Source organism: Oceanicaulis sp. MMSF_3324 (genome assembly GCF_030733545.1).
Classification (GTDB): Bacteria; Pseudomonadota; Alphaproteobacteria; order Caulobacterales; family Maricaulaceae; genus Oceanicaulis.
Genome location: NZ_JASHIU010000003.1, coordinates 114,638 through 138,641 on the forward strand (window position 1 = coordinate 114,638; position 24,004 = coordinate 138,641).

General features: G+C 63.7%; 19 protein-coding genes. 7 read left to right on the forward strand and 12 right to left on the reverse strand.

Annotated features, from left to right (window positions below; genetic code table 11):
- Positions 1-72: 72 nt before the first annotated feature.
- A complete protein-coding gene (locus RBA95_RS04975) occupies positions 73-2,289 on the reverse strand; it encodes a TonB-dependent receptor (RefSeq protein ID WP_306015709.1) in 2,217 nt (738 codons plus the stop codon).
- Between the two features lie 205 nt (positions 2,290-2,494).
- Positions 2,495-3,283: a DUF547 domain-containing protein gene (locus tag RBA95_RS04980; RefSeq protein WP_306015710.1), complete on the reverse strand. Its 789-nt coding sequence runs from the start codon at positions 3,281-3,283 to the stop codon at positions 2,495-2,497.
- Between the two features lie 117 nt (positions 3,284-3,400).
- Here RBA95_RS04980 and RBA95_RS04985 point away from each other — a divergent pair, with 117 nt between their 5' ends.
- A complete protein-coding gene (locus RBA95_RS04985; RefSeq protein ID WP_306015712.1) occupies positions 3,401-4,264 on the forward strand; it encodes an alpha/beta fold hydrolase in 864 nt (287 codons plus the stop codon).
- Between the two features lie 51 nt (positions 4,265-4,315).
- Here the strand turns inward: RBA95_RS04985 and typA are convergent, their stop codons facing one another.
- Positions 4,316-6,145: a translational GTPase TypA gene (typA, locus tag RBA95_RS04990; RefSeq protein WP_306015713.1), complete on the reverse strand. Its 1,830-nt coding sequence runs from the start codon at positions 6,143-6,145 to the stop codon at positions 4,316-4,318.
- A 184-nt stretch (positions 6,146-6,329) separates the two neighbouring features.
- Between typA and RBA95_RS04995 the strand changes: the two genes are divergently transcribed.
- Entirely contained in the window at positions 6,330-8,915 is a 2,586-nt protein-coding gene (locus RBA95_RS04995) for a M14 family zinc carboxypeptidase (protein WP_306015714.1), read from the forward strand.
- Positions 8,916-8,979: 64 nt separating this feature from the next.
- Here RBA95_RS04995 and RBA95_RS05000 read toward each other — a convergent pair whose 3' ends face one another.
- The 4 genes from RBA95_RS05000 to RBA95_RS05015 form a co-directional block, all read right to left on the reverse strand.
- The gene (locus RBA95_RS05000; protein ID WP_306015715.1) at positions 8,980-9,744 is read right to left on the reverse strand and encodes a crotonase/enoyl-CoA hydratase family protein; all 765 of its coding nucleotides are present in this window, start codon (positions 9,742-9,744) and stop codon (positions 8,980-8,982) included.
- Between the two features lie 59 nt (positions 9,745-9,803).
- Positions 9,804-11,504, reverse strand: coding sequence for a glycosyltransferase family 39 protein (locus tag RBA95_RS05005; RefSeq protein ID WP_306015716.1), 1,701 nt, complete (start codon positions 11,502-11,504; stop codon positions 9,804-9,806).
- Between the two features lie 2 nt (positions 11,505-11,506).
- Positions 11,507-12,259 (reverse strand): glycosyltransferase family 2 protein, encoded by a 753-nt coding sequence (locus tag RBA95_RS05010; RefSeq protein WP_306015717.1) that lies wholly within the window; start codon positions 12,257-12,259, stop codon positions 11,507-11,509.
- 115 nt (positions 12,260-12,374) lie between these two features.
- Positions 12,375-13,460 carry a GNAT family N-acetyltransferase gene (locus RBA95_RS05015; protein ID WP_306015718.1) on the reverse strand — a complete coding sequence of 362 codons (1,086 nt, stop codon included), beginning with the start codon at positions 13,458-13,460 and terminating at the stop codon, positions 12,375-12,377.
- Between the two features lie 192 nt (positions 13,461-13,652).
- On the opposite strand from RBA95_RS05015, the gene RBA95_RS05020 reads away from it, so the two are divergent.
- Genes RBA95_RS05020 through RBA95_RS05035 form a run of 4 tightly spaced genes read left to right on the forward strand, consistent with a single transcriptional unit; the run spans position 13,653 to position 17,747 of the window.
- Positions 13,653-15,110, forward strand: a complete 1,458-nt coding sequence (locus tag RBA95_RS05020; protein WP_306015719.1) for an oligosaccharide flippase family protein — start codon at positions 13,653-13,655, stop codon at positions 15,108-15,110.
- The gene (locus tag RBA95_RS05025; RefSeq protein ID WP_306015721.1) at positions 15,107-16,045 is read left to right on the forward strand and encodes a glycosyltransferase family A protein; all 939 of its coding nucleotides are present in this window, start codon (positions 15,107-15,109) and stop codon (positions 16,043-16,045) included. The genes RBA95_RS05020 and RBA95_RS05025 overlap by 4 nt, the downstream gene beginning before the upstream one ends.
- Positions 16,042-16,833 carry a polysaccharide deacetylase family protein gene (locus tag RBA95_RS05030; RefSeq protein ID WP_306015722.1) on the forward strand — a complete coding sequence of 264 codons (792 nt, stop codon included), beginning with the start codon at positions 16,042-16,044 and terminating at the stop codon, positions 16,831-16,833. The genes RBA95_RS05025 and RBA95_RS05030 overlap by 4 nt, the downstream gene beginning before the upstream one ends.
- Positions 16,830-17,747 (forward strand): glycosyltransferase family 2 protein, encoded by a 918-nt coding sequence (locus RBA95_RS05035; RefSeq protein WP_306015723.1) that lies wholly within the window; start codon positions 16,830-16,832, stop codon positions 17,745-17,747. Before RBA95_RS05030 ends, RBA95_RS05035 begins: the two co-directional genes overlap by 4 nt.
- Here RBA95_RS05035 and RBA95_RS05040 read toward each other — a convergent pair.
- Genes RBA95_RS05040 through RBA95_RS05050 form a run of 3 tightly spaced genes read right to left on the reverse strand, consistent with a single transcriptional unit; the run spans position 17,744 to position 21,158 of the window.
- Positions 17,744-18,994: an O-antigen ligase gene (locus RBA95_RS05040; protein WP_306015724.1), complete on the reverse strand. Its 1,251-nt coding sequence runs from the start codon at positions 18,992-18,994 to the stop codon at positions 17,744-17,746. The two genes, RBA95_RS05035 and RBA95_RS05040, sit on opposite strands and share 4 nt — an antisense overlap.
- Positions 18,991-19,617 carry a hypothetical protein gene (locus tag RBA95_RS05045; protein WP_306015725.1) on the reverse strand — a complete coding sequence of 209 codons (627 nt, stop codon included), beginning with the start codon at positions 19,615-19,617 and terminating at the stop codon, positions 18,991-18,993. The genes RBA95_RS05040 and RBA95_RS05045 overlap by 4 nt, the downstream gene beginning before the upstream one ends.
- Positions 19,618-19,673: 56 nt before the next feature.
- On the reverse strand, positions 19,674-21,158 hold the full coding sequence (locus RBA95_RS05050) for a Wzz/FepE/Etk N-terminal domain-containing protein (RefSeq protein ID WP_306015726.1): 1,485 nt from the start codon (positions 21,156-21,158) through the stop codon (positions 19,674-19,676).
- A gap of 82 nt (positions 21,159-21,240) precedes the next feature.
- Between RBA95_RS05050 and RBA95_RS05055 the strand changes: the two genes are divergently transcribed.
- On the forward strand, positions 21,241-21,972 hold the full coding sequence (locus RBA95_RS05055) for a polysaccharide biosynthesis/export family protein (RefSeq protein ID WP_306015727.1): 732 nt from the start codon (positions 21,241-21,243) through the stop codon (positions 21,970-21,972).
- A gap of 56 nt (positions 21,973-22,028) precedes the next feature.
- On the opposite strand, the gene RBA95_RS05060 is transcribed toward RBA95_RS05055, so the two are convergent.
- Both RBA95_RS05060 and RBA95_RS05065 read right to left on the reverse strand, forming a co-directional pair.
- The gene (locus RBA95_RS05060) at positions 22,029-22,301 is read right to left on the reverse strand and encodes a hypothetical protein (RefSeq protein WP_306015728.1); all 273 of its coding nucleotides are present in this window, start codon (positions 22,299-22,301) and stop codon (positions 22,029-22,031) included.
- Positions 22,302-22,475: 174 nt separating this feature from the next.
- On the reverse strand, positions 22,476-23,975 hold the full coding sequence (locus RBA95_RS05065; protein ID WP_306015729.1) for a hypothetical protein: 1,500 nt from the start codon (positions 23,973-23,975) through the stop codon (positions 22,476-22,478).
- Positions 23,976-24,004: the final 29 nt, after the last annotated feature.

Here is a 24,004-nt window from a genome sequence, read left to right on the forward strand (position 1 = left end):
AAACGGCGTCAGGCATGAGCCTGACGCCGTTCCGACCAGAGAGGGGCTGGTCTTTAAGTCTGTCTGGAGACCTTAATTCAGGCTGGTGCGTAGGCTGACGCCCCAGATGCGCGGCTCGTTGACGAACCCGGTATTGTTGTTGAAGTCGATGCCGCCCATGAGGTTTTCCTCATCGGTGATATTGCGCACGAACAGCGCCGCTTCCCAATCGCGGCCATCGGCGTTGCCGGCATAGCCCAAGCGCAGACCGCCTTCGAAATTACCGTCGGAATAGAATTCCTCGGACTCATACAGGAACAGATTGGTTTCGCCCTGCCAGAACCAATCGGTGTAGACGAACCACTCTCCGCCCCATTGAGACGGGATACCGTAGCGCGCGGTCAGGCTGAGAATATAGTCCGGCGCTTGCGGGAACGGATTGCCGTCCACTTCGACGAACCCGTCATTGTCCGCATCCGGATCGGTGGGCGTGCACTGGCCCGAACCGCACGGCGCAACCTCCAGATTGGAGTCCTGCAGCTCGGTCTCGTTCCAGCTGAAGCCTGCGGTCAGCAGCAGGTTGTCTCCGATCAGGAATTCGGAATCCACCTCGAAGCCATAGCCCACGCCTTCATCGGCATTGACCAATTGCACGAGATTTCCCGCCCCGCCGACGGCGGACAATTGCAGGTCCGACACGGTATAATAGAAGGCCGTGGCGTTCACGCGTGCGCGGCCATCGGCGAACTCGGACTTGAAGCCGGTTTCAAAAGATGTGGAGGTTTCGCTGTCCGCCGTGGAAGGCGGGCTGAAGAAGGCCACATCGCGCGCCTGGATGGTCGGGCCGCGGAAACCGCGCGCCACACGCCCGAACAGCGCAAACTCGTCATTAACGTCATAGAAGGCGGACACATCCCAGCTCACTTCCTCGTCAGACACCGAGACCGGGCTGACCGGGAAAGCGGCGAGCGGGACCGTCAGATCCTTTTCATCGCTGGTATAGCGCAGGCCGCCGGACAGGCGCAGCTGGTCGTTGAGCTGATGGCTGACCTGGCCGAACAGCGCCCAGAGCTGGTTTTCATGGGTCACCGTGGTGGTCGGCGGGAAGCCGATCGGGGAAGAGGTGGTCACCGAGAATTCGGAATCGAACCAGTACGCGCCAACCTGCCAGCTGGTGGCGCCATCGGTATCGGACGCCAGGCGAATTTCCTGAGTGAACTGCTTGAGATCATCAAGCGAATCCTGGGTTTCGGACTGGAAGGGAATAAAGCCCGGCCCGCCCGGATTGCCGCCATCAATATCGCCCAGCGAGAAGCCGTCCGCGTATTCATACCCTGTGATCGAGGTCAGCGTGAGGCCGTCAAAATAGCCGTTCAGCGTCAGGCTGGCGCCATGACCTTCATATTCCTGCGGATTGTTCGCCGGGGAATCGAAGAAGACGGTATCGCGGTCGAAATTGGCGTTGAGGTTATTGGACCCCGTGGTCAGGATGTTGGCGCGGAACACCGCGGATGTGCCCTCATAATCGCGCGCATGCACATTAAGCAGGGCATCGAACTGGTCGTTGGGCGTGTACAGAAGCTGTACCCGGGCGGCGCGCTCATCAAACCCGCCCAGAGCATCATCCTGACCGCTGAAGCCATTGTCGATCCAGTCATCACGATGCTGGCTGAGCACCGACACGCGTGCGCTCAGGACATCTTCGACCAGAGCGCCGCCCACAGCCGCTTCGGCGTTCACCGTGCCGAGCGAGCCGACCGTCCCGCTGAGATAACCGTCGAACTCCTGGCTGGGACGAACCGATTCAAAGCGCACCAGACCGGCCGTGGTGTTACGACCGAACAGCGTGCCTTGCGGACCGCGGGCGATCTCCACCTGCGCGATATCGAACAGCGGGAAGCTTTTCAGGATCACGTTTTCCTGCACCACGCCGTCCATCAGGATGGAAACCGGCTGGGAGGCGGCGAGATCGAAATCGGTGTTGCCCAGACCGCGAATATAAAAGCGCGGCGCGACCCGGCCGTTCGAGCTTTCCGCGTACACGCTCGGCGCCCGCGCAGCGAGCTGGAGAATGTCTCCGCCCGCTTCGGTGATGGCGTCCAGTGTCGGCTTTTGAACCGTGGTGACCGACGCCGCCACGTCCTGGACGTTTTCTTCGCGACGCGTGGCGGTGACGATGATCGTGTCGAGACGATCCGGCGTCATTTCCGCCTCATTGGCGAGCGCTGCGGGCTGGGCGGCGGCCATGAGCGCAAGCGCGCTGGCAGAGCTGGCGGCGAGTAAGGACAGGCGGGTCTTGAACTGGGGCACGAGTTCGACTCCGAAGAGGCGTCAGATAGCACTGACGCGAAGGGTGGAGGTCCATCGCTCCGTATCTGCGGAGCGGGCTCGTCCCGAGCGTGTTACGGATTTTTGTCAGCAGCAAAAGGGAAATATGACGCTTCAACATCTCAAGAAGCGTTCTGTGTGCGCTTGCAGCAACAGTTTTCACTTGATCCGTATACGGCGCTTTGAGTTATCGCATGTTCAAGGCGCTGCCGGTCTGGTTGAGCGACCAGTCATACGCGTAGCCGGCGATCCTCGGCCGGGCGCGAATCGCGTTCGCGAGATCATCGGTCGCATACTCAAGCAGGTGCGCCCTCACCCCGGCGTCATCTCCGCCAAAATCCTCATCGAACCAGTCATAGATCCGGGAAACCACGAGCCCTTCTTCGGTCACGCTGACGCCGCGCGGATGATTGATATAGGCGCGCGCCGCCGTCTCGAGATCGGTGTCCAGCGTCGCCCCGCGCCAGGCGGTCGCTTTCAGGTTGGGACAACCGATGGAGGCGCAATTGACGGCATAATGGACCAAGGGCGCTTCGAACTGTTCGCGCATGATATCATGCTCGATATTGTCCAGCGACAGCGCGCGGCCTTCCACCTCGACCCGGTCCACGCCCCAGGGGCCGATGGACCAGGGCCGCGGCCGGATTTGCCGGATAGAGCGTTCAGGCGCTTCATCCACGATCAGTTTGACGGTGACGGCGTTGTAGAGATTGGCCCAGAACGCGAACTGGTCCTCGGCGGCCAGCGTGCTGACCGGAACCGTTTCCAGCGTCTCGATATAATCATCCAGGCTGGACCGATCCTGGCTGGCATTCCGCAAAGCGTCATAATCGAACCGGTTGATGCCGTCCGGGCTCGGCGAGAGATAGCCCTCGAGAATCTGGTCCCAGGGGTGATGCAGGTCTGACGACTCCTGCGCCAGACCCGGCCCGGCAAGGCCGAGAACCAGAACACACAGACTGAAGAATGCTTTCATGCCACGCTCCTGAGCTCAGGAGTTTAGGGTAGCGGACTGTCCATCCAAGGCCAGTCACGCCCCGGTGAGAATCGGGCATGGTCAAACACTTGTGACCGCCAGACCGAAAGCCGCGCCATGACCGAGCCCATTCGCACACAATTCACGCTCGAACAGGGCGTCATGGCCGCCTGGCATTGGCCCAGGCCCGACGCGCCTCTGCTCGTCTTCGCGCACGCCAACGGCTTTAACGGCGGAGTTTATCGTCGGCTTCTGACGCCGCTGTCCGAGCATTTCGAGATCATCGCGCCCGACCTGCGTGGCCATGGCCGCACCACTCTGCCCGCGGATCCGCAAAGCCATAAAAGCTGGGACATTTATGCGAGCGATCTTCTGGCGCTCTATGACCAGCTCGATCGCACGCCGGCGCTGCTGGCCGGCCATTCCATGGGGGCGTCCAGCACCTTGCTGGCCGCCGCGCGCATGACGGCGGCCCCGCCGCTCGCCCTCATCGAACCCGTTGTCCTGCCCGCCTCGCTTTACACGATGGCGCGCTCACCGCTCTGGCGGTTCATGAAGGGCACGGTCAAACAAGGCCAGATGGCGCGCAAACGCTCCAATGGCTGGCCGGACGCGCCCAGCGTCGCAGAACGCTACAAAAGCCGCCCCACCTTCGCCCGCTGGGCGGAGGGCGTGCTTGAAGATTATCTTGAGGACGGCCTCACCGAGACCTCGGACGGCGTGCGCCTGTCCTGCGATCCCGAATGGGAAGCCGCCAATTTCGAAGGCCAGGCGCATGACCTGCTCAAAGCGGCGCGCCGCGTGGGCCACAAGACGCACGTCCTCAAGGCGCTCAAAGGCTCCACAGTGATCAACGCAGAAGGCCTGAAGCAGCGTGGGGTCCATATTGACGCTATTGAGGGCGGCCATCTGGCGCCCATGGAGCAACCCGAAGCGGTCGCGGACTGGCTGTCTCGAACCGCCCGGGCGGCGGGCCTCTGATACAAAAAGGCCGGGCAAGCGCCCGGCCTTTTCATCAGATGTGCGAGAAGCCTATTTCGCCTTTTCGCGGCTGGCTTTCTTGCGTTCGTGCTCAAGCAGATACTTCTTGCGGATGCGGATGCTTTCCGGCGTCACTTCCACAAGCTCGTCATCGTTGATGAACTCGAGCGCGTATTCCAGCGTCACGCGGACCGGCGGGGTCAGGACCACCGCTTCATCGGTGCCCGAGGCGCGCATGTTCGTGAGCTTCTTGCCCTTGAGCGGGTTGACGATCATGTCCTCTTCGCGCGCGTTCAGACCGATCACCATGCCCTCATAGACTTCGACGCCGTGACCGATGAACAGCTTGCCGCGCTCCTGGATGTTCCACAGGGCGAAGGCCAGCGCCTTGCCGGTCTCCATGGAGATGATCGCGCCCTTCTGGCGTTGACCCACCTCGCCCTGCGACCGCGGTGCGTAGTGGTCGAAGGTGTGGAACATCAGGCCCGACCCCTGGGTCAGGGTGAGGAACTCGGACCGGAAGCCGATCAGGCCACGCGTCGGCGCCATGTATTCCAGGCGCACCCGGCCGTTGCCGTCCGCTTCCATGTTCTTGAGTTCGGCCTTGCGCGAACCCAGGCGCTCCATGACGCCGCCCTGGTGCTCTTCCTCGACGTCGATGGTGAGCGTCTCGAACGGCTCGGACATCACGCCGTCGACTTCCTTGTAGATCACCTGCGGGCGACCCACGGCCAGTTCGAAGCCTTCACGACGCATGGTCTCGATCAGCACCGACAGGTGCAGTTCGCCGCGGCCTGAAACAAGGAATTTGTCGGCATTGTCCTGCTGCTCGACCCGCAGGGCCACATTGTGGATCAGCTCGCGATCCAAGCGTTCCTTGATCTGGCGCGATGTGACGAACTTGCCTTCGCGACCGGCGAACGGGGAATCGTTCACCTGGAAGATCATCGAGATGGTCGGCTCGTCCACCGTCAGCGGCGGCAGCGCTTCCACATGCTCGGGATCGCAGAGCGTGTCGGAGATGTTCAGCGGATCGATGCCGTTGAAGGTGATGATGTCGCCCGCCGACGCGGAATCGCGCTCGACCTTGTCCAGACCGTGGAAGCCGAACACCTGCAGCACCTTGGCGCGACGCTCGACGCCGTCCGCGCCCACCACGACCACCTGCTGATTCTTGCTCAGCTTGCCGCGGCGGATGCGGCCCAGGCCGATGACGCCGGTATAGCTGGAATAATCCAGCGCAGAGACCTGCAGCTGCAGCGGCGCGTCCTGATCCACTTGCGGATGATCCACACGGTCGACAATGGCCTGGAACAGCGGGTTCAGATCGCCGCCGCGCTCATCCACATCGAGCGACGCCCAGCCTTCAAGGGCCGAGGCGTAGACGACCGGGAAATCCATCTGCTCGTCGGTGGCGCCCAGACGGTCGAACAGGTCAAAGGTCTGGTCAACGACCCAGTCCGGACGCGCGCCCGGACGGTCGACCTTGTTGATCACCACGATGGGCTTGAGCCCCAGGGCCAGCGCCTTCTTGGTCACGAAGGTGGTTTGCGGCATCGGACCGTCCACCGCGTCGACCAGCAGCAGCACCGAATCCACCATGGACAGCACGCGCTCGACCTCGCCGCCGAAATCGGCGTGGCCGGGGGTGTCCACGATGTTGATGGCGTAGTCGTTCCAGGTCACCGCCGTGTTCTTGGCGAGAATGGTGATGCCGCGTTCTTTCTCCAGATCATTGGAGTCCATGACGCGTTCGACATCAGCGGCGCGTTCGTCGAACGTGCCTGATTGCCGGAGAAGCTTGTCCACCAGGGTGGTCTTGCCGTGGTCGACGTGCGCCACGATGGCGATATTGCGAATGCGCTCAACGGGAGCGGTCATGGGGAGGTCCTTGTCTCGCAGATCAGTCTCTTCGCAGGTGCGAAGCCTGCGGTCTTTGGCGCTCTCATACAGGGGGAAATTGCATTCGGCTAGCACTGGTCGCCGCAGGACGGTCGGTCTAGGTTGCCCAGCAAATCATCGCCATGACAAAATCGAGCCCAATAACGGCTCATGGGGAGACATTATGAAGAGCATTATCCGCGCAAGCATCGCTGCGCTTGGCGCTGCTTTGGCAGGCGCTCAGGCGTCTGCCGAGCCCATTTCCTTCTTCATGCCCGAAGACGTGACCTATGACGACGCCATCCCGGCGCCGGAGGACAGCTTCGGCTATGAAATCGGTGATCGTCCCGTGCGCCATGCCGACATGGTCGCCTATCTGCGCGATGTCGCCGAACAATCCGACCGGATCAGCGTGGAGACCATCGGCTACACCCACGAGCACCGCCCGATTCTCTTTTTCACCGTCACCTCGCCTGAAAACCAGGCGCGAATCGACGAGATCCGCGCGGCGCATCTGGCCCGCATGCGCGGGGAAGCGGTCGCCGAAGACACCCCGCTCGTGCTGTGGATCAATTTCGGCGTTCATGGCGCAGAATCCTCGGGCATGGATGCCGCCATGCCGGCGCTCTACCACTTCGCAGCCGCCAGCGACGCCGATGTCGGCGAAACACTGGATGACACGGTGGTGCTGTTCACCGCCGTCTTCAATCCGGACGGACATTCGCGCCGGGTGAACCATGTGGAGACCTTCCTCTCCGAAGCGCAGAACACCGATCCGGCCGACATCATCCACAATCTGTGGGTCGAAGCGCGCACCAATCACTACTGGTTCGACCTCAACCGCCAATGGCTCCTGCTGACCCAACCCGAAGCCCAGGCCTGGATCGGCAAATGGCATGAGTGGAAGCCGATGGTCTCGGCGGACTACCATGAGATGGGCTCTTCCAGCCCGTTCTACTTCCACCCGGGTGAAGCACTACGTCGCAACCCGCTGATCCCCGAACGGGCGCGCGATCTGACCTATCGCATCGGTCAGCAGCACACTTCTGATTTCCTCGATCCCGAAGGCCGCCTGTACACGACCCAGGAAGGCTTTGATAACTTCTATATCGGCAAGGGGTCGACCTATCCCCAGATCAATGGCTCGCTCGGCATTCTGTTTGAAATCGGCGCGGCGCGTGGCGGCGCTCTGGAAACCGATCGCGGCCTCGTCACCCATGGCGACAATGTGCGCACCCAGTTCCGCACCGTGCTCACCACGATCGAGGGCGCGCGCAACATCCGCGATGAGCTGATCGACTATCAACGCAGCTATTTCGAAGAGTCTGCGCGGATGGCGAACCAGGACAATCGCCGCGCCTATGTCTTCACCGCCTCGGGTGATCCCGAGCGCGCAAACCGCTTCGTGCGCCTTCTGCGCATGCACGATATCGAGGTGTTCGAGCTGGAAGGCGATGTCCGCGCGGATGGGCGCACCTATCGCGCCGGCGAAGCCTTCATCGTGCCCATGGAACAGACCCAGCACCGGATGATCCGGGGCATCTTCGACCGGGTCACCGAATTTCCCGAAAACATCTTCTATGACGTTTCCGGCTGGACCCTCCCTCTGGCCTATGACCTCGACTATTCGGCTCTGAACGGCCTGCGTTCGGTATCCTGGTCGGATGAGCTGGCCACGGGTGATTTTGAACCCGCGCCGGCGCCGGATGTCGCCCCCTACGGCTATGTTCTGGAATGGTCGCACACCTATGCGCCGCGGGCTCTGAACCGCATCCTGTCGGCCGAGCTTTACGCCCGCGCCGGAAGCGAGCCGGTCACGGCGGAAACCACGCGCGGCCGCGTCGAGCTGGGCCGCGGGGCCGTGTTCGTCCCCTATGCCCGCCAGGATATGAGCCGCGAGGACATTCACGCCCTGATGGAAACCATCGCCCGCGAGGACGGGGTGACTGTGCACGCTCTCACCTCGGGCCTCACGCCCACTGACGGCGCCGATTTTGGCGCGGCGGGCGTGTTCCGCTCTCTGGAAGCGCCGCGCGTCGTGCTCGCCTTTGATGATGGGCTGACCCGGTATGATTCCGGGGAAATGTGGTGGACGCTCGATCATCAGCACAACATGGAAGTCACCCTTGTGCGAAAGGATGATCTGGGTCGCCTGACGATGAGTGACTATTCCCATCTCATCCTGGTGGGCGGCAATGCCCGCCTGTCAGAGCGCACCCAGGAACAGATTGAAGACTGGATCCGTCGCGATGGCGGCACGCTGATCGCCACCCGTCAGGCCGCCGTCTGGGCGCAGGAGGCCTTCTTTGACCGCGTGATGGAGGAGGACGAGGAAGAGCGCGAGCCGCTTACCCGTCTGAACGTGTCCGAAATGGCGGTGCGTGAAGCCGAACACATCATCGGCGGGGCGCTGTTCGAGACCGATCTCGACATCTCCCACCCGCTCGGCTTCGGCTTCAATGACCGCACCTTGCCGGTCCAGCGCAACATGACCAGCGTGCTGATCCGTCCCGAAGACGATCCCTATGCGGTCGTGGCCGAATATACGGATGAACCGCTGTTGTCCGGCTATGCCTCCGAGCGCCGTCAGGGCGAGATCGCCGGCACGCCGGCCGTGGTCGCCGAACGGCTGGGTCGCGGCTCGGTCATCATGATGGCCGACAACCCGGTCTTCCGCGCCACCTTCCCCGGCTCGGAGCGGCTGTTGATGAACGCCATCTTCTTCTCTGACATGATCGACGGCGCCCGCGGCGTCTACGCAGAGGAATAGGCGAACGCCACTCCTGAACAAGAACGCCCCGCCAGGATATGGCGGGGCGTTTTGCATCTTGTTCCTAGAATTGACCGTGCCGGCCCTGGCCTTGTGTGAAGCGCGTCGCGCCTTCCACCGTCTCTCCGCTGGCGAGCGTCTGAAGCCCGAGCCGCGTTTCATTGAGGAGCGCCCCGGCTTCATTGAGCGACCATTGCTCCAGCACCGACTGGCGATCATGGCGCAGGCAAAGCTGGGGAAAACCCGCAATCTGTTCTGCAAGCGCCAGGGCCATCTCCAGCGCCTGACCCTTGGGACAGGTGCGATTGGCGAGCCCGATCTGCAGCGCTTCGTCCGCATGAACCGCCCGTCCGGTCAGGATCATGTCCATGGCCCGGGACTGCCCGATCAGGCGCGGCAGGCGGATCGTGCCGCCATCAATGAGCGGCACCCCGAACCGTCGGCAATAGACGCCAAAGACCGCATCCGCGGCCATCACCCGCAGATCACACCACAGCGCCAGCTCCAGACCGCCCGCCACGGCATGGCCCTCGACCGCGGCGATGACCGGCTTGGACAAGCGCATGCGTGACGGCCCCATGGGGCCATCGCCGGTCTCTTCGACCCGATTACGCCCTTCGCCGGTGCTGACCGCCTTGAGGTCCGCGCCGGCGCAGAACGTATCGCCAGCCCCGGTCAGGATCGCGACGGACAGCGCCTCATCGGCGTCAAATCGGCGAAAGGCCTCCGCCAGCGTCTCGGCGCTCGGCCCATCGACGGCATTGCGCCGATCGGGACGGTCTATGGTGATGATCGCAACGGCGCCGCGCGTCTCATACTGAACGCTCATGGCTGTCCTCCCCTGTTGTTTTGAACAAGGGTCGGTCAGCCTCGACACACAGGCAAGCCTTATTGCGCGGGCGCCTGCACCTGTGATGTTTCAAGGGTGTAGAAGCGCAGGCTCAGCTCTCGCCCCTTCACGGCGTTATAGCCTTCCAGGGTCGCCAGCTGACGGATCGCGGCGCCGTTCAACGCACTCTGGAAGGCCGCGTCTTCAGACTGGTCCACAATGGCGACGCCGCAATCGGGATGGTTCAGGAGATACGCCGCCGTATCCGCCCCATCCGTGCCCAGATGCACGTCGGTGGAGAAGTTGAAGACATTGGACGGCTCGCGATAGCCCGCCGTCGCCACGTCCAGCACTTCGCACCCTGTAAAGGTGTCGGCGATGCGCGCAGCGTTATAGGACGGCCACAGCTTGTGCACGCCAGGAATGGCGACGCCGAACGCGACCACATAGACCGCGCAGGTTGCCGCGGTCACTGCGAGAAACCGGGTCAGGTCCGGCTTGAACGCCAGCACGATCAGGCTGGCCACCGCCAGGGCGCCCATGACGGCGGTGACCTGACTGGCCAGGCTGACGGGTTCGCCAAACTCGATCTGGCCCACCCAGGGGACCAATCCGACCAGCACGCCCACAAGGATGGCCGCGACAGCCAGCACGCCAAACAGCGTCCAGTGCTTCCAGCTGCTCAGCAGCGCCTTGGCGTTCACAAGCCCGATCCCGATCAGGATGGCGATCGCCGGGAACATCGGCGAGACATAATGGGGCAGCTTGGTCTGGATCAGTTCAAACACCAGCCAGGACGGCAAAATCCAGACGAGCAGGAACTGCACGCTCGCTTCGCCCTTGCGCGCCCAGGCCGCCAACCCGGCCAGGCCCAGCAGCGCCGAGGCCGGCCACAGCGTCACCGGCATCAAAAGGGTGTGGTAACCGAACGGCCCGCCATGGCTGTCATCGGCGACACCCACCTTGCCGAACAGGGCATGGCCCACCGCTTCCTGGAAAAAGCCCCACTCGGTCTGGATGTTGATGGCGACCAGCCAGGGCATGAAAATCGCCATGGCCAGCAACAGCCCTGGAAAGGGCCGGATTTTCAGAAGCAGTCTGGGATCGCGCTTCAGGGCGACAAAACCGATCAGGGTCAGCGCTGTGACCATGAAGAAGATCGGCCCCTTGATGGCGACCGCAGCGCCCGTTCCCGCCCAGAGCACCGCTGGCCAGCCCCAGAATTTCGGCCGGGCCTCCTTGACCTTCAACATCAGCATGGCGAGCGCGACCTGGGCAAACATGCCCGCCGCCAGCAGCGCTGCATCCGTCTTGGCGGTGCGCGCCTCGATCTGCATGGCGAGGCTGAGCGCCATCACAAGACCCGCAATCAAGCCTACCGAGGGCGAGAACAGGCGCGCCCCCAGCCAGGCGGTCAGAGCAACCGCGATGATCGAGCCGACAAAGCTCGGCAGGCGGTGCGCGCCGATGGGCGCATCCTCGCCGCCAAAGGGCTGCGTGGTGATCACTTGAAGCCAGTAGATCCCGCTGGGTTTAACGTGGCGCGGATCGCCCTGGAACCGGATGTCCACATAATCGCCCGTCTCCATCATCTGGCGACTGGCCTGGGCGTAACGCGCCTCATCCCGGTCCATGGCCGGAATGGAGAACAGGCCCGGCAAATGCGCCAGCACAGCGACCAGCATCAGGACGATCCAGGCGCGAACAGACAGCCCCCCGGAATCACCGGGCTGGGTGAGAGACTGCGTGAAGCCGTTCATGGTTAGTGGTCCTCGCCCCGGGCGCCCAGCAGCATGTGCGGGTCGGGATAATGGGTGCGGCGCATCAGCCAGATGACGCCCATCAGGTCAAACAGGCCGGCCGCGGCGCGACCGATATTGGTGTATTTGCTTTCCCCCGCCGCACGCGGACGGTTCACCACCGTCACATTGACGGTCTCAAAGCCCAGATGACCGGCCAGCGCCGGCAAATAGCGATGGATCGCGTCAAAGAACGGCATGATCAGGAACAGGTCCCGCGGCAGGATCTTGAGCCCACACGCCGTATCCGGGCAATCATCATTCAGGAGCGAGCGACGCAGACCGTTGGCGAACCGCGAGGCGAACTTGCGGTTCGCGCCATCGGTGCGGTTCTGGCGGCAGCCCGCTACCACGCCGGTCTTGCCCACAGTCTTGAGATCAATCGCCTTGCTCATCTCCACGACCGAACGCGGATCGTCCTGGCCATCGCCATCCATGGTCGCAACCCAGATCGCCCTGGCCGACAGAAAGCCGGTGCGCAGACCGGCGCTCTTGCCCGACCGATTGGGATGACGGATGACGCGCACGCGCGGATCGGCCTTGGACAGCGGGCCGAGGGCGCCGGCCGTGTCGTCATCGCTGCCATCGTCGACCACGATGATTTCGAAGCTCTCAAGGCCGGCGTCGAACACCGAGATGGCCTCCTTGACCACTTCTTCGATGCTGTCCGCTTCATTGAAGGCGGGAATGACGATGGACAGGGCTGGCGTGGTCATGAGCGCTCATCTGGCAAGGCCGATCGCAAAACGCGCGATCTAATGAGCTAGCGTTTAGCGCGAACCGGCCAAGCGCGGCAATGACTACCCGAAGCGCAGGCTGCGATAGAGCGTGCTAGACCCCGTAAAGCGCTGCAATCCGGTCGATCTTGCGAAACGCCTTGCCCGGCGCACGCGCCAGCGGCCCCAAGGGCAAGGGATCTGCGGTCTTCTCTATGAATCCCGCCGCCTGGCGCGCCCAGCCCATAACGCCCGGTCGAATTATGCAACCGGTTGCGAGGCCTTCCTGGAACGAGCCCATGGCCTGTTTCTGGCGCTGATCGCCCGGTCCCATATGCACTTCACGCACACCCGCCTCGGCGCCCGCCTTCAGCATCTCGATCAGAAGAGCATTGCCCGGCGTCAGATGCGCGAACTCGGGATCATAGGCCGGGAACCAGGAGTGCAGCACGGTTGGGCCGATCAGGCCGAAATGCACGGCCGCGAGACGACCATCCAGCTCGAGCGTGGACATCAGACCCGCGCCCACATCCCGATCCTGCCGCCAAAGCTGCTCGAGAAGGTCCCGCACCCAGGTCAGGGCGAACAGGTCGGGAAAGCCGGACTCGACATATTGCGCGGACTTCCAGGCATAGAGCGCCTCCAGGGTCTCCGGTCGGCGATCATCAAACCGGAAGGTCAGCTCGCCGTTCTTGGCCAGTTTTTTCGGTGCGCCCAGAGCGCTGCGAAACGTGTTCCCGCCCGGCTTCTTGCGCAGAGCGGCATAAGCCTCGAAGCCGTCGCTGATATCGATCACCCAGCCGCCTTCGACCATTTCGGCATGACGGCGGAAGGGCGCCTGGGCGGACAGACAATCCTTGAAGTCGAACACTTCGACTCCCGCCTGGGTCAGGACATGACTGAGCGCGATGTCCTCGCCCGGCGCACAGATCACGGCATGACAGTCATTGACCATGCCGCCCGGCGCGCGGGCATGGCCCATGGGCCCCTTCTGGAACGAGAAGAACCCCGCAATCCTGTCAGACTTGCGAATGACTGCGACCTTGATATCCGGCCGCGCCAGCGCAATCGCGTCAAGATACCCCAAAGTCAGATAGGGGCTGACCAGGAACGGGTTGGCCGCCAGCATGGTGCGCCAGGCAGCGCGTTCTTCATCAGACAGCGTTTGAGGCGTCTTCAGATCCACTGACAACATCTGCATTCCGGTCCCCGTCTCGTATTGCAACAGTCCTGACAGACAGAACTGAACAAAGCCTTGGCGGGAGCCCGTACTGGCCCGCTTCGGCACAAAATTCCGGCTGTTAGGCCGTTTTTCAGCACTCTGAGGCAAACTTGGGACCGGTCGCGCTCTTGCATGGGCGCGAAGAGTGCTGAACTGGATACTGAACCGCTCATGCTGAACCGTCACCTTCTGGCTTATCTGCCGGTCTATCTGGCCCAGGCGCTTGTCGGCTTTGGCAGCGTGGTGGTGTTCACGCGCCTTCTGAGCCCGGACGCTTACGGCCAGTACATGCTGGTGCTGACAGGATCCGCGCTGATCAGCACGCTGATCTTCACCTGGCTCGACGCCGCAGTGGCGCGCTATCACGCCCGCGCCGCCTCGCGCGGACGTCTGGGCGGACACCTGTTCACCGCCCTCACCCTGTTTGCGATGATCGCGGCTCCGGTTCTGATCATCGGTGCAGTCGCGCTCCTTGTTCTTGATCTTGGACCGAGTCTCAAAACCGCCTGCGCCTACGCACTCGCTTATGTGTTGCTGCGCGCCGGCGTGATGATTGCCCTCGAAACCCGGCGAGCGGCGGGCGAGGCCTGGCGCTATTCGATGCTGGAAACCTTTTCGCTTGCTGGCGGGTTCGCCTTCGGCGCCGCGCTGACGCTCCTGACCGATCTGGGCTCCGCCGGACCGCTGGCCGGGCTGGCGCTGGCGTCGGCGATGGCGCTGGTCTTCGACCTGCCCGCCCTGGCGCGCAAGGCGCGCAAGGATCGCGCTCATCGCGCACGGGTCACCGCCTTTTTCGCCTATGGGGGGCCGATCGCCTTTTCGCTCATATTCGAGCAGCTTCTGACCAGCGGAGACCGCTTCCTCATCGCCGCCTATCTGGGCGAAGCCGCCACGGGCGCCTATTCGGCCGGCTATGCATTGGCGGACCGCTCCTTGAGCATCATGTTCCTTTGGCTGGGCATGACGACCGGGCCGCTGCTGATCGCTGCGCTCGAACATGAAGGCCGCAGCGCGGCGCAATCGGTTGCTCGTCAGACCGGGGCGCTGATGGGCGCGATCGGCTTTCCCGCCGCCGCCGGACTGGCGCTGGTCTCTCCCGATCTCGCCCGTCTGATGATTGGCGAAGAGCTAGCTGCGACCGCCGCCTCCATCGTGCCCCTGATCGCCCTGTCCGGGCTGATGAACGGGGTGATGACCCATTACTTCCACACCGCCTACACGCTGGGACGCCGGACCGGATCGATGGCCTTCATCATGACCGGCTCTGCGGTCCTGAACCTGGTATTGAACGCGGCGCTGATCCCGCTGCTGGGCCTGCATGGCGCAGCCTGGGCGACGGTCGCGGCCTATGGCGTCGCGATGATCGCCTGCATCCTTCATGGCCGCACCATTTTCGCGATGCCTATTCCTGTGCGTGAATGGAGCAAGGCGGCGCTGGCGACCGCCGGCATGAGCGCCGGCGTGGTGCTGGCGCCGGCGATGGGCCCGGTTGTGCTCGATCTCATGGTCCAGATCGGTGCGGGCGTGGGCGTCTACGCCATCATCATGTTGGCGCTTGATGGACTGGGCGCGCGCAGCTGGCTCGTCGAGAAACTTGCAGACCGACTTGCGCGGAGGGCCGCCGCATGACCGCCCTGCCCCTGGAACTGACCCGCTCGTCTGCGTCCCCATCGCGCCCGATCACGCTGTCCGTGCTGATCCCGTTCTATGGCGATGATCCGCGCCCGCTGCTCGATAGCCTGGCCGCGCAGGCGGACACTGAAACCGAAATCATCCTGTTTGATGACGGGGCGCCTGACGCGGCTCTGTCAGACAAAGTGGCTCACGCCGTGAAGGCGATGTCAGCGCCGGTCATCCTGATCACGAGCCCGGACAATCAGGGCCGCTCCCGGGCGCGCAATGCGCTCGGCGCCGCCGCCCAGGGCGAGTGGCTGCTGTTTCTGGATGCCGACATGGAGATAGATCCCGGCTTCATTCCGCGCTGGCGGCGCGCCTTGGCGGCGACATCCCAGGACGCCCTGTTTGGCGGCTATGCGCCCTGCGCCCCGCGTTCGCCCGAAGACCATTTGCACGCCGCGCTCGCACAAGCCTCTGATGCGGTGGAGGCGCAAAGCCGGTCAGCGCAAGGCGCCTATGCGGTGTGTTCCTCCAACCTGGCGGTCCGCGCGTCCCTCTTCGCCGAATGCCCCTTTGATGAGGGCTATGCCGGCTGGGGCTGGGAAGATGTCGACTGGGCGCTCAGTGCGTCGAAAGTGGGGGCGCTCGGCCATGTGGACTGCCACGCCGCCCATGGCGGACTGCAAAGCGCGTCTGAATTGCTGGCCAAGTTTGACCGCGCCGGACCGAATTTCGCGCGGCTCTTGAACCGCCATCCCGACTATGAAACCCGGCCGGGCGCACGACTGGCCCGCAAGATGCAAGCCTTGCGTCTGGCAGGTCCGGCGCGCGTCATCGGTCGGGGTCTGGCCTTGAGCCGCTGGGCGCCGATCAAGGCGCGCGTGCTGGCGTTGAAACTGTTCCGTGCGGGCGCTGCCGCCCGCGATTTGCCCAGGGGGCGTGCATGAACCAGACAGCGTATAATCCTGACGAGGTCGTCTATCGCCCGCGCGGCGGGCTGACCGGACGCGTTCAGAAGCATCTGGCGCGACGGTTCGGCGTAACGCCCCTGAAGATCAAGCTGGATCGACCGATCGTGACATTCAGCTTTGACGACTTTCCCAAGTCCGCCTTGGAGCTGGGCGCGTCTCGGCTGAATGCGCGGGGCTGGCGCGGCACCTTCTTTGTCAGTGGCGGGCTCGCAAGCATCAACAACCATCATGGCGACCTCTTTGACCCCGAAGACCTTCTTCAGCTTCAGTCAGACGGGCATGAGGTCGCCTGTCATGGCTACAGCCATCTGGACGCTTCTCGTCTGACGGCCGAGGCTGTCGCCTCAGACGCCGCGCGTAATCGCGCCTTTCTCAAGGAGGCGGGACTGAACCGCGCGCCCTCGAGCTACGCCTTTGCGTATGGGGAAGCGACCCCGCAGGCCAAGAAACGTCTTCTGGAAACCTATTCGAGCCTGCGCGGCGTCCAGCCCGGGATCAATCGGGGCGTGGCAGATCGCGGATTGCTCAAGGCCATGCCGCTGGATGGCGGAGAAGCCGGTCTCAAACGCGCTGTCGACGCCGTCAGGGATGTGGCGCGCAATCCGGGTTGGCTGATTTTCTACGGTCACGACATTCGCCGCACCCCGTCAGAATGGGGCTGCACGCCCGAATTCTACGACGTCGTCCTGCACGCCGTCGAGCAGTCGGGCGCGCAGGTGCGCACCCAGTCTGAAGCGCTCAAGGCGATCCTGGCCAAACAATGAGTGTTGCGGTCCTGATCCCGACCTATCGGCGCAATGACGCCCTGGCTGAAGCCGTATCCAGCGTGCTCGCCCAATCCCGGCTGCCCGATGAAATCGTCGTGGTCGATAACGATCCCGAGGGCGGCGCGGCTGAAACGGTCGCCAATCTGGCCAAGGGCGCGAGTACGAAACTGGTTTACGTGCACGAACCCAAGCCCGGCGTGTCCAATGCCCGCAATGCCGGCTTCGCCACGACCGCCGCACGCTTCATCGCTCAGCTCGATGACGACGAAACCGCCCATGACAACTGGCTCGACGCCCTTCTGAAGGCGCACAAGCGCCTGCAAACGCCCATCATCTTCGGTCCGGTCATCGCACAGATATCCGGCGCGGTGAGCGGCCCGGTGCGGCGCGCCTATCTGGCGCGGATCTATTCGCGTCTGGGCCCGTCCGAGGACAAGATCATTGATGAGCCGTTCGGTTGCGGCAACGCCCTGTTTGATCGCGCGGCGCTGGATCTGCCTGATCCGGTTTTCGATCCGGCCGCCAATGAGCTGGGCGGCGAGGATGACTTGCTGTTTGAAGCGCTGGCGAACCGCGGCGTCCGCTTTGGCTGGGCAGCCGAGGCGCGCGTGAACGAGCATGTACAAGTGTCGCGGCAAAGCTGGCGCAAATTGCTCGAACGCAGCTTTGCGCACGGACAAAGCCCCAGCCAGTCCTGCGCCTCCGCCCATCCGTCCAGCTGGCCCCGTGTCGGCTTCTGGATGACGGTGGGCCTGGCGCAGCTGGTGGGTTACGGTCTCAGCGCTCCGCTGGCGCGACTGGTTTCCGCAACCGCTGCCGCCAAATGTCTGGATCGGGCGGCGCAGGGAGCGGGCAAGATCTTGTGGTTCGATCGTGTGGCGCCGCGGCTCTACGGCGCAGGAGCGACCTAGGCCTCGCGCCGCGCGGCGAGCTTGCTGAAGGTGATGCAGAACAGCGTCCAGGTCAGGCCGTTCGTGGTCATGAAAATGCTTTCCGACTGGCTGGTCAGCCCCCAGATCGCCATGGCGGGCAGCGCCCAATAGGCTTCTACACCGGCGAAAACGCGCTTCACCGAAGCAGCCAGTCCTCCGAGATAGACCAAGAACGCCCAGATCGCTCCAGGCAGGCCGAGCGCCAGCGCGATCTCTATCCATGAATTGTGAGCCGACGGCACCTCCCATCCGGTCGCCTGACGCACCCAGAACACCGGCCCGTCTTCCACGAGCCAGAAGGCGCCCCAGCCAAACCCCGTCCAGGGCCGCATCTGGACCGCCTGCATCAGGCCGATCCAGATATCGGTGCGTCCGGTCAGCGTCGGGTCGCGACCAAGCGCCTCCAGGATCACGCCCGGCCCGATCACAATGACGAGCGTCAGCGCGAACACGCCAAACAGGCCACTGAACACCGCCAGAGCGGCCATGATGAAGCCCTGCCGGGCGAAATAGATCATCAAGGGCCCCGCCACGCCGATCATGCAGGCCATCAGGGCCGTCCGAGAGGTGGACATGAGCACCAGCGCGACCGCCAGGATCACAAGCGCGCCCCAATACCGCACTTCCCGGCGATGGGGCGTCGTGAAGGCGGCCGCCATGCCTGCAAGCGCAGCCAGCGCCATGACCCCGCCCAGACGGTTCTTTTCAAACCAGAGACCGGACCAGGCGCCAGGGTGAATTTCCGACATCACCCCATAGGACGGCATCAGAACCGACATCAAAAGCGAGCCGACAGCCAGGATTGCAAACGACAGCGCCAACAAGCGGATCAGATCGCGCCAGCTGTATCGGCTCGCCATCCAAAGGCCGAACAGGGCCGGCATGACAACGCCCAATCCGCGCCGCAGGCTCAGCCCGGGATCGAGTGACCAGCTCGCCGAAACAAGCGGCAGCGCCGCCAGCAGCATCAACGGCCAGGCGCGCGCCAAAAGCCCCAGCACTGGCATGGGACGCACCCCGATCAGGATCAGCGTCAACAGATAAACCGGCGGCCAGATCAGGCGCAGGATCGGACTGCCCTCTTCGCCGCCATCAAAAATTTGCGGCAACAGCGCGCTCGAGAACAGGAAGATCAGGAGTGCCGCAAGGCCGGTTTCCAGCATGGATGCGAAACGCAACCGGGGCAAACCGCCGCGCCAGCGATCGGCCAGAGCGAGCGCGCTCACGCTGTCGGCGCGGTCCGGGCGCGATTGACGACCACGCCCCAGACCTGCGCTCCCTGCTCACGCAACCGCGCCGCTTCGGCCTCACAGCGTTCGCGGCCATCCGTGCGCGCATTCGCGACCAGGATGACCCCATCCATGTTCGGCGCCACCAGGGGAATGGCGGCGCTGTTATAGGACGCGTCCACCAGGGTCAGTCCCGCACTGCGCCGCGCCTGCATCCAGTAATCGGGCGTGTCGAGAAAAGTCAGGCTGCGCACCTGCCCCGGTTCGCGCTCGAACCGGCTGACATAAATCGGCTGATCCTCGACCCGGCGCAGCGCCACACGTCCGGCATTGTCCGGCGTCGTACGCCAGAACCGCCGACCTGACAGCGCACCCGAATAGGCCTTTCCGTTCAGGCGGAAAGCGTCCGATTGGGGATTGTTCCGGAAATCGAGATCATAAAGCCAGACCGGTTTGACCCCGCGCTGGACTGACGCGCGCGCCAGACCGGCGGTGATCGTCGACGCACCGGCATTGGCGCTGACCGGCACGACCATGACCGCACGCGCATTGGCGCCCTGCGGCGCCAAGCGCCGGGCCAAGCCGTCCAGTTCCACCTCGATGCTCATGCGCACAGCCATGCCTGTTTACCCAACAGACAGATGTATGCGTGAATGGTTAACGGAGCCCTGTCAGATCAGCGCGTATCACTGACCCGCGCCAGCACCGGCAAGGGCGCGCGCTGCGGCGGTGGCTCTGAAGCGCCGTATTGCGGCGTCGGAGCGGCGTTTGGCTCATGCTGCGAGGGCGGGTTTTGCGGCGACGGGCTGCGGGGCGCAGGCTCATGACGCACACTCACCACATAACCACGGATCAGGCCCAGCAGCAGCGCAACGCCGCCCGCCAGAACGCCCACCGCCATGACGGCCAGCTTGCGCTTTGACGAGGCCTGAACCGGCGGCGTGGCGCGGGATACGATCCGGATGGCGTCTGCGCCGCCCGGCGGCATGTCCCGACGCGCCAAGGCATCGGCCGCCTGAACCGACAGCTGGTCCGCTGCAGCTGAGCGCGCATCCACAGCGCGCGTCAGGCGCTCATAATCAGATTGCAGGTCCCGCAGACGGTCCACTTCGGCGCGCGCCTCGCGCAATTGCGCATTCAGGGACGCCGCCAGACGCGCCTGCCCGGCGGCGTTGGATTCCTGCTGCAGGCGGGAGGATTCCAGCTCCTGCCAGATCGGGTTCACGCCCGTGCGGCGCTGGCCCTGTCCATTGGCGCGGCCTTCCTCGACAAAGCGTTCGAGCGCTTCGATTTCGCGCTGAACCGCGATGACGGGCGGAGCGTCGGGTTGATACCGCGCCATCAGTTCGGCCTGGCGCACCTGCAGGTCCAGCAGCTGCCCTGTGACCGAGTTTTCGACATAGAGCTCAATAGTTTGCGGGATATTCTCAAGCCGCTGCTCCAGCGCCTGGGCCAGGGCGCGCGCCTGCGCGGCATCCGCGTCTGCCTCCAGTTTCCGGCCTTGCAGATTCGCCAGCCGCCCCAGGGCCGAATTGAGCTCGGTCTCGAAATCCGTAATGTCATTCTCGGCCAGAAACGCTCTGAGCGCCCGTTGCGCGGCCTGCGCGTCGCGTTCCGCCGCGTCGAGCCGCGCCTGGATGCCGCCTTCATACCCGCCGGTCAGGAGCTCCACGCGATAGCGCAAATAGGCGTCGACAATGGCGTTGACGGTATTCGCCGCCACCACCGGGTCGGGATTCTTGAAGGTCGCGATCAGGAAACTGGCGTTCGGCGCACGCGACACCCCGAAGCCCTCGCCTAGCGATTTGAGCTGCTCAGGATCCGCTTCGCCGGTCAGTTCGATCAGCATGCGCCGCCGCACTTCCTCTGACGCCAGAAGATCAGCTTCTGACTGCATGATCTGGTCGAACATGAATTCACCGCCCGCCCCGGCGGCGCCCGGGGTCAGGTCCTCATCATCCATGATCACCAACAGACGGCTGCCGGCTGTAAAGGTCGGCGTCAGGCTCATATAGGCCGCCACGGCGAGCGGAATAAAAAGCAACAGCGTAATCAGGATGATGAAGAGTCGTTGCGTCCAGGCGATCGCGACCAGATCCACAAGATCCAGTTCGCGCCGCACCCGCCCGTCGGCGGTGGAGTTCGAAGGCGTTGACGTCATAGGTGCATCTGGCGTGATTGCGCTTAATTTTTCCTTAGCCGCAGCCTTTCATGGTGAAGATCTTATTAGGGGAGTTTCCGGGATGGCTTCGCCAACACGACGATCTGTCTTGTCCGCTCTGGGCGTTCTGGCTCTGGGCGCCTGCACCAGCACGCCTCAGGGGCGGACGGCCGAAGGCTTTGAACCGAGCCGGTTCCAGACCTGGTCCGACAGCGATCCCGCCTATCGCCTGTTTCCCGGCGACGAAGTGGCCGTGACGGTTCACACCGCTGAAGAGCTCAACAGGACGCTGTCGATCGGACCGGACGGGCGCGTCAGTCTGCCCCTGGCCGGATCGGTAATGGTGGCGCAGATGACCGCGCCTCAGGCCGCCCGCAGCATCGCCGAGCGTTATGCGCGCGTTCTCAGGGATCCGATTGTGGAAGTGCGCCCTGTCGCCTTCGGCGCCCAGCAGATCCTGGTCGGCGGCGAAGTGCGCAGTCCGGGCGTCTATGAAATGATCAGCCCGCGCATGGGCGTGATGGAAGCGCTCACGCTCGCTGGTGGCGCGAACAATCGCGCCCGGCTCAGCCAGGTGGTCGTCCTGCGCCGCGCAGACGATGGCGGCGTCATGATGCGCACGGTCAATATTCGCGACGCCCAGAGGGGCGCGCCTGCGGATTTGATCCCGCTCGCCCGGCACGACATTGTGTTTGCGCCCCGCACGACAATCGCTGAAATCAACGATTTCACAGAGCTTTACATTCGGAACATCCTGCCGCTCGACAACGCGTTCGCGTATGCCCTCGCTGATCAGGTGTTCAATTCAAACTAGGGAATGCAGACGGATCGAGCCTGTCGCTTCTGTCGGCGATCATGGCTCGATCTGTCCTAGTGCCGCGTGGACAACCACTCGCGCGCAGCCGTCAGGGCGGCGGCGATCTGATCGCCATCCATCTCGGCGGCGACTTCGCTGCGGTAGTATTTCGCGGTGTCCGAGCCCATCAGCGAGGCCAGGTTGAACCATTTGTGCGCCTCGATGTAATCGATCACACCGCACTGGCCCGTCGAGTACAGAAGGCCCAGCTTGCACAGGTCATCCCCGGTCGGGTCCATTTTGACCGCGTCGTGAACTTGCGCCGTTTCCACATCAGTGAAAGCCATTTTAGTCTTCCCATCGTTGGCGAAGGGCCGGACTTTTCGCCCGTGTCGCCTTCGCATCCCACCATGCACCCGATGCCTTTTCGGTGGCCCGTTGTGCACGATCAGAATGCTCGCGATGTCTGACCACAGGGTTAAAGAGTCTCAAGAATAACGCCGATTAACCCTTTAATTCCGTTAGATATTCCTACCCAAAATTAACCGACTGATCTCGGCGTCCAACCGTTCCAGCGCGCCCGGAGAGCCACCCGAACGCCGAATCCGCCCTGAAATCAAAACGATTCCCAACATCGCCACAGCCAACAACGCCAACAGAGCAGCCAGCAGAAGCTGGGGCCGATCAAAATCGGTCCTGAAAAAACTTTCAGAGGGCGACAGCGTGACCATTTCCTCGGCCAACAGGATACGTCCCGCCAGCATGCGCCCCTCGCTGATGGCGCTCAGCCGGGCCAGGACTTGAACATCGTCCCTGGAGTCCAGCACGTCAGAAACACGGAGGGCGACGAGCGCGTCTTCGTTGCGCCGGATCTCTTCAAAGGCGGCAAACCAGCTCTGTCGCCGCCCGTCATCCAGTCCCGCCATGGCGTGAAGCTCCGCCATCGCCGCCGCACACCGGGCATGACAGGTAGCAGGCCGGGCATGGATCTGATCCGCATCCGCCAGGATCGGCATTAGGGCGGTCAGCAAGCGCATCTCCCGCTCACGCGCTGGCGGGCCCAGCATCAAGGAAGCAAGCCATTCGCCATCCAGGCGGCCTGCAGCGCGCGCAGCCAGCGCCAACCTGACCGTAGCCGGGTCAAGCGCAGGGTCATGAAGCGACAGGGCCAGCGCAGCACGCACAGGATCCGCCTCGGGCAGGACCAGCTGAGCCCGCTCACAAGCGGGAACCCGTTGACTTTGCGCCCGCGCCAGAGCGCAGCCTTGCACGATCAATTCACGGGCATCGGGCAGCACGCGCGCCTGAGACGGTGACAAACCCGGTGCAAGGCCCGGCAGGGCCGCCAGATTGAGGGCCAAACCATCAGGGCTGTGAAACCAGGATTCGGCCGCCTGGAAGCTGCGTTCGTAAAGCGCTTGGGCCCGCCGGTAGCGTTGTTGCGCTCTCGGACTGGCTTCGCGCAACCAGACTGGTTCGCCGACCAGTCCTTCAGATTGCTGGCGTCCTTCAAGCACGCCATTGATAATCTGTTCTCGCCGCCAGACCGGCATGGCGGCCAGATCCGCGCGCATCAATTCAGGCCGGCGTTCATTCTGCATGAGGTAGAGGGCGAGCGCCTCCCGCCCCATCAAAGCTGGCAGGCTTGAAGCAAAACTGCGCGCCCGCGGCAAGTCCGGCGGTCCAGGCAATGTCGGCGCGAGAGACTGCTCAATCTCCGTGCGCCAGCGCGACAGAGTGTCCTCTGCATCCTGCGCGGGAACCGCAGCGTTAAGCGCAGCGTCAAATTGTTCAGACAGGGTTTGCGGCGCTCTCAGCGAGTCCGCAGGGGCCGCCTCCAAAGCGCGATACACGCTGATCAATGCGCCAGCGCACAAGGCCAGAAACAGCGCAGGCCGGACCAAGGCGAACAGCGCGCGCCAGATCAGATAGACTGCCGCGCGCCAACGCGGCGCCAGCCATGGCGAGCGCGCGCCATAGCGTTCGCTATAGGTACGAGACGGTGGCGTCCCAGCCCTCATCAGTCTTCCCCCTGCCCTCATCCGCCAAC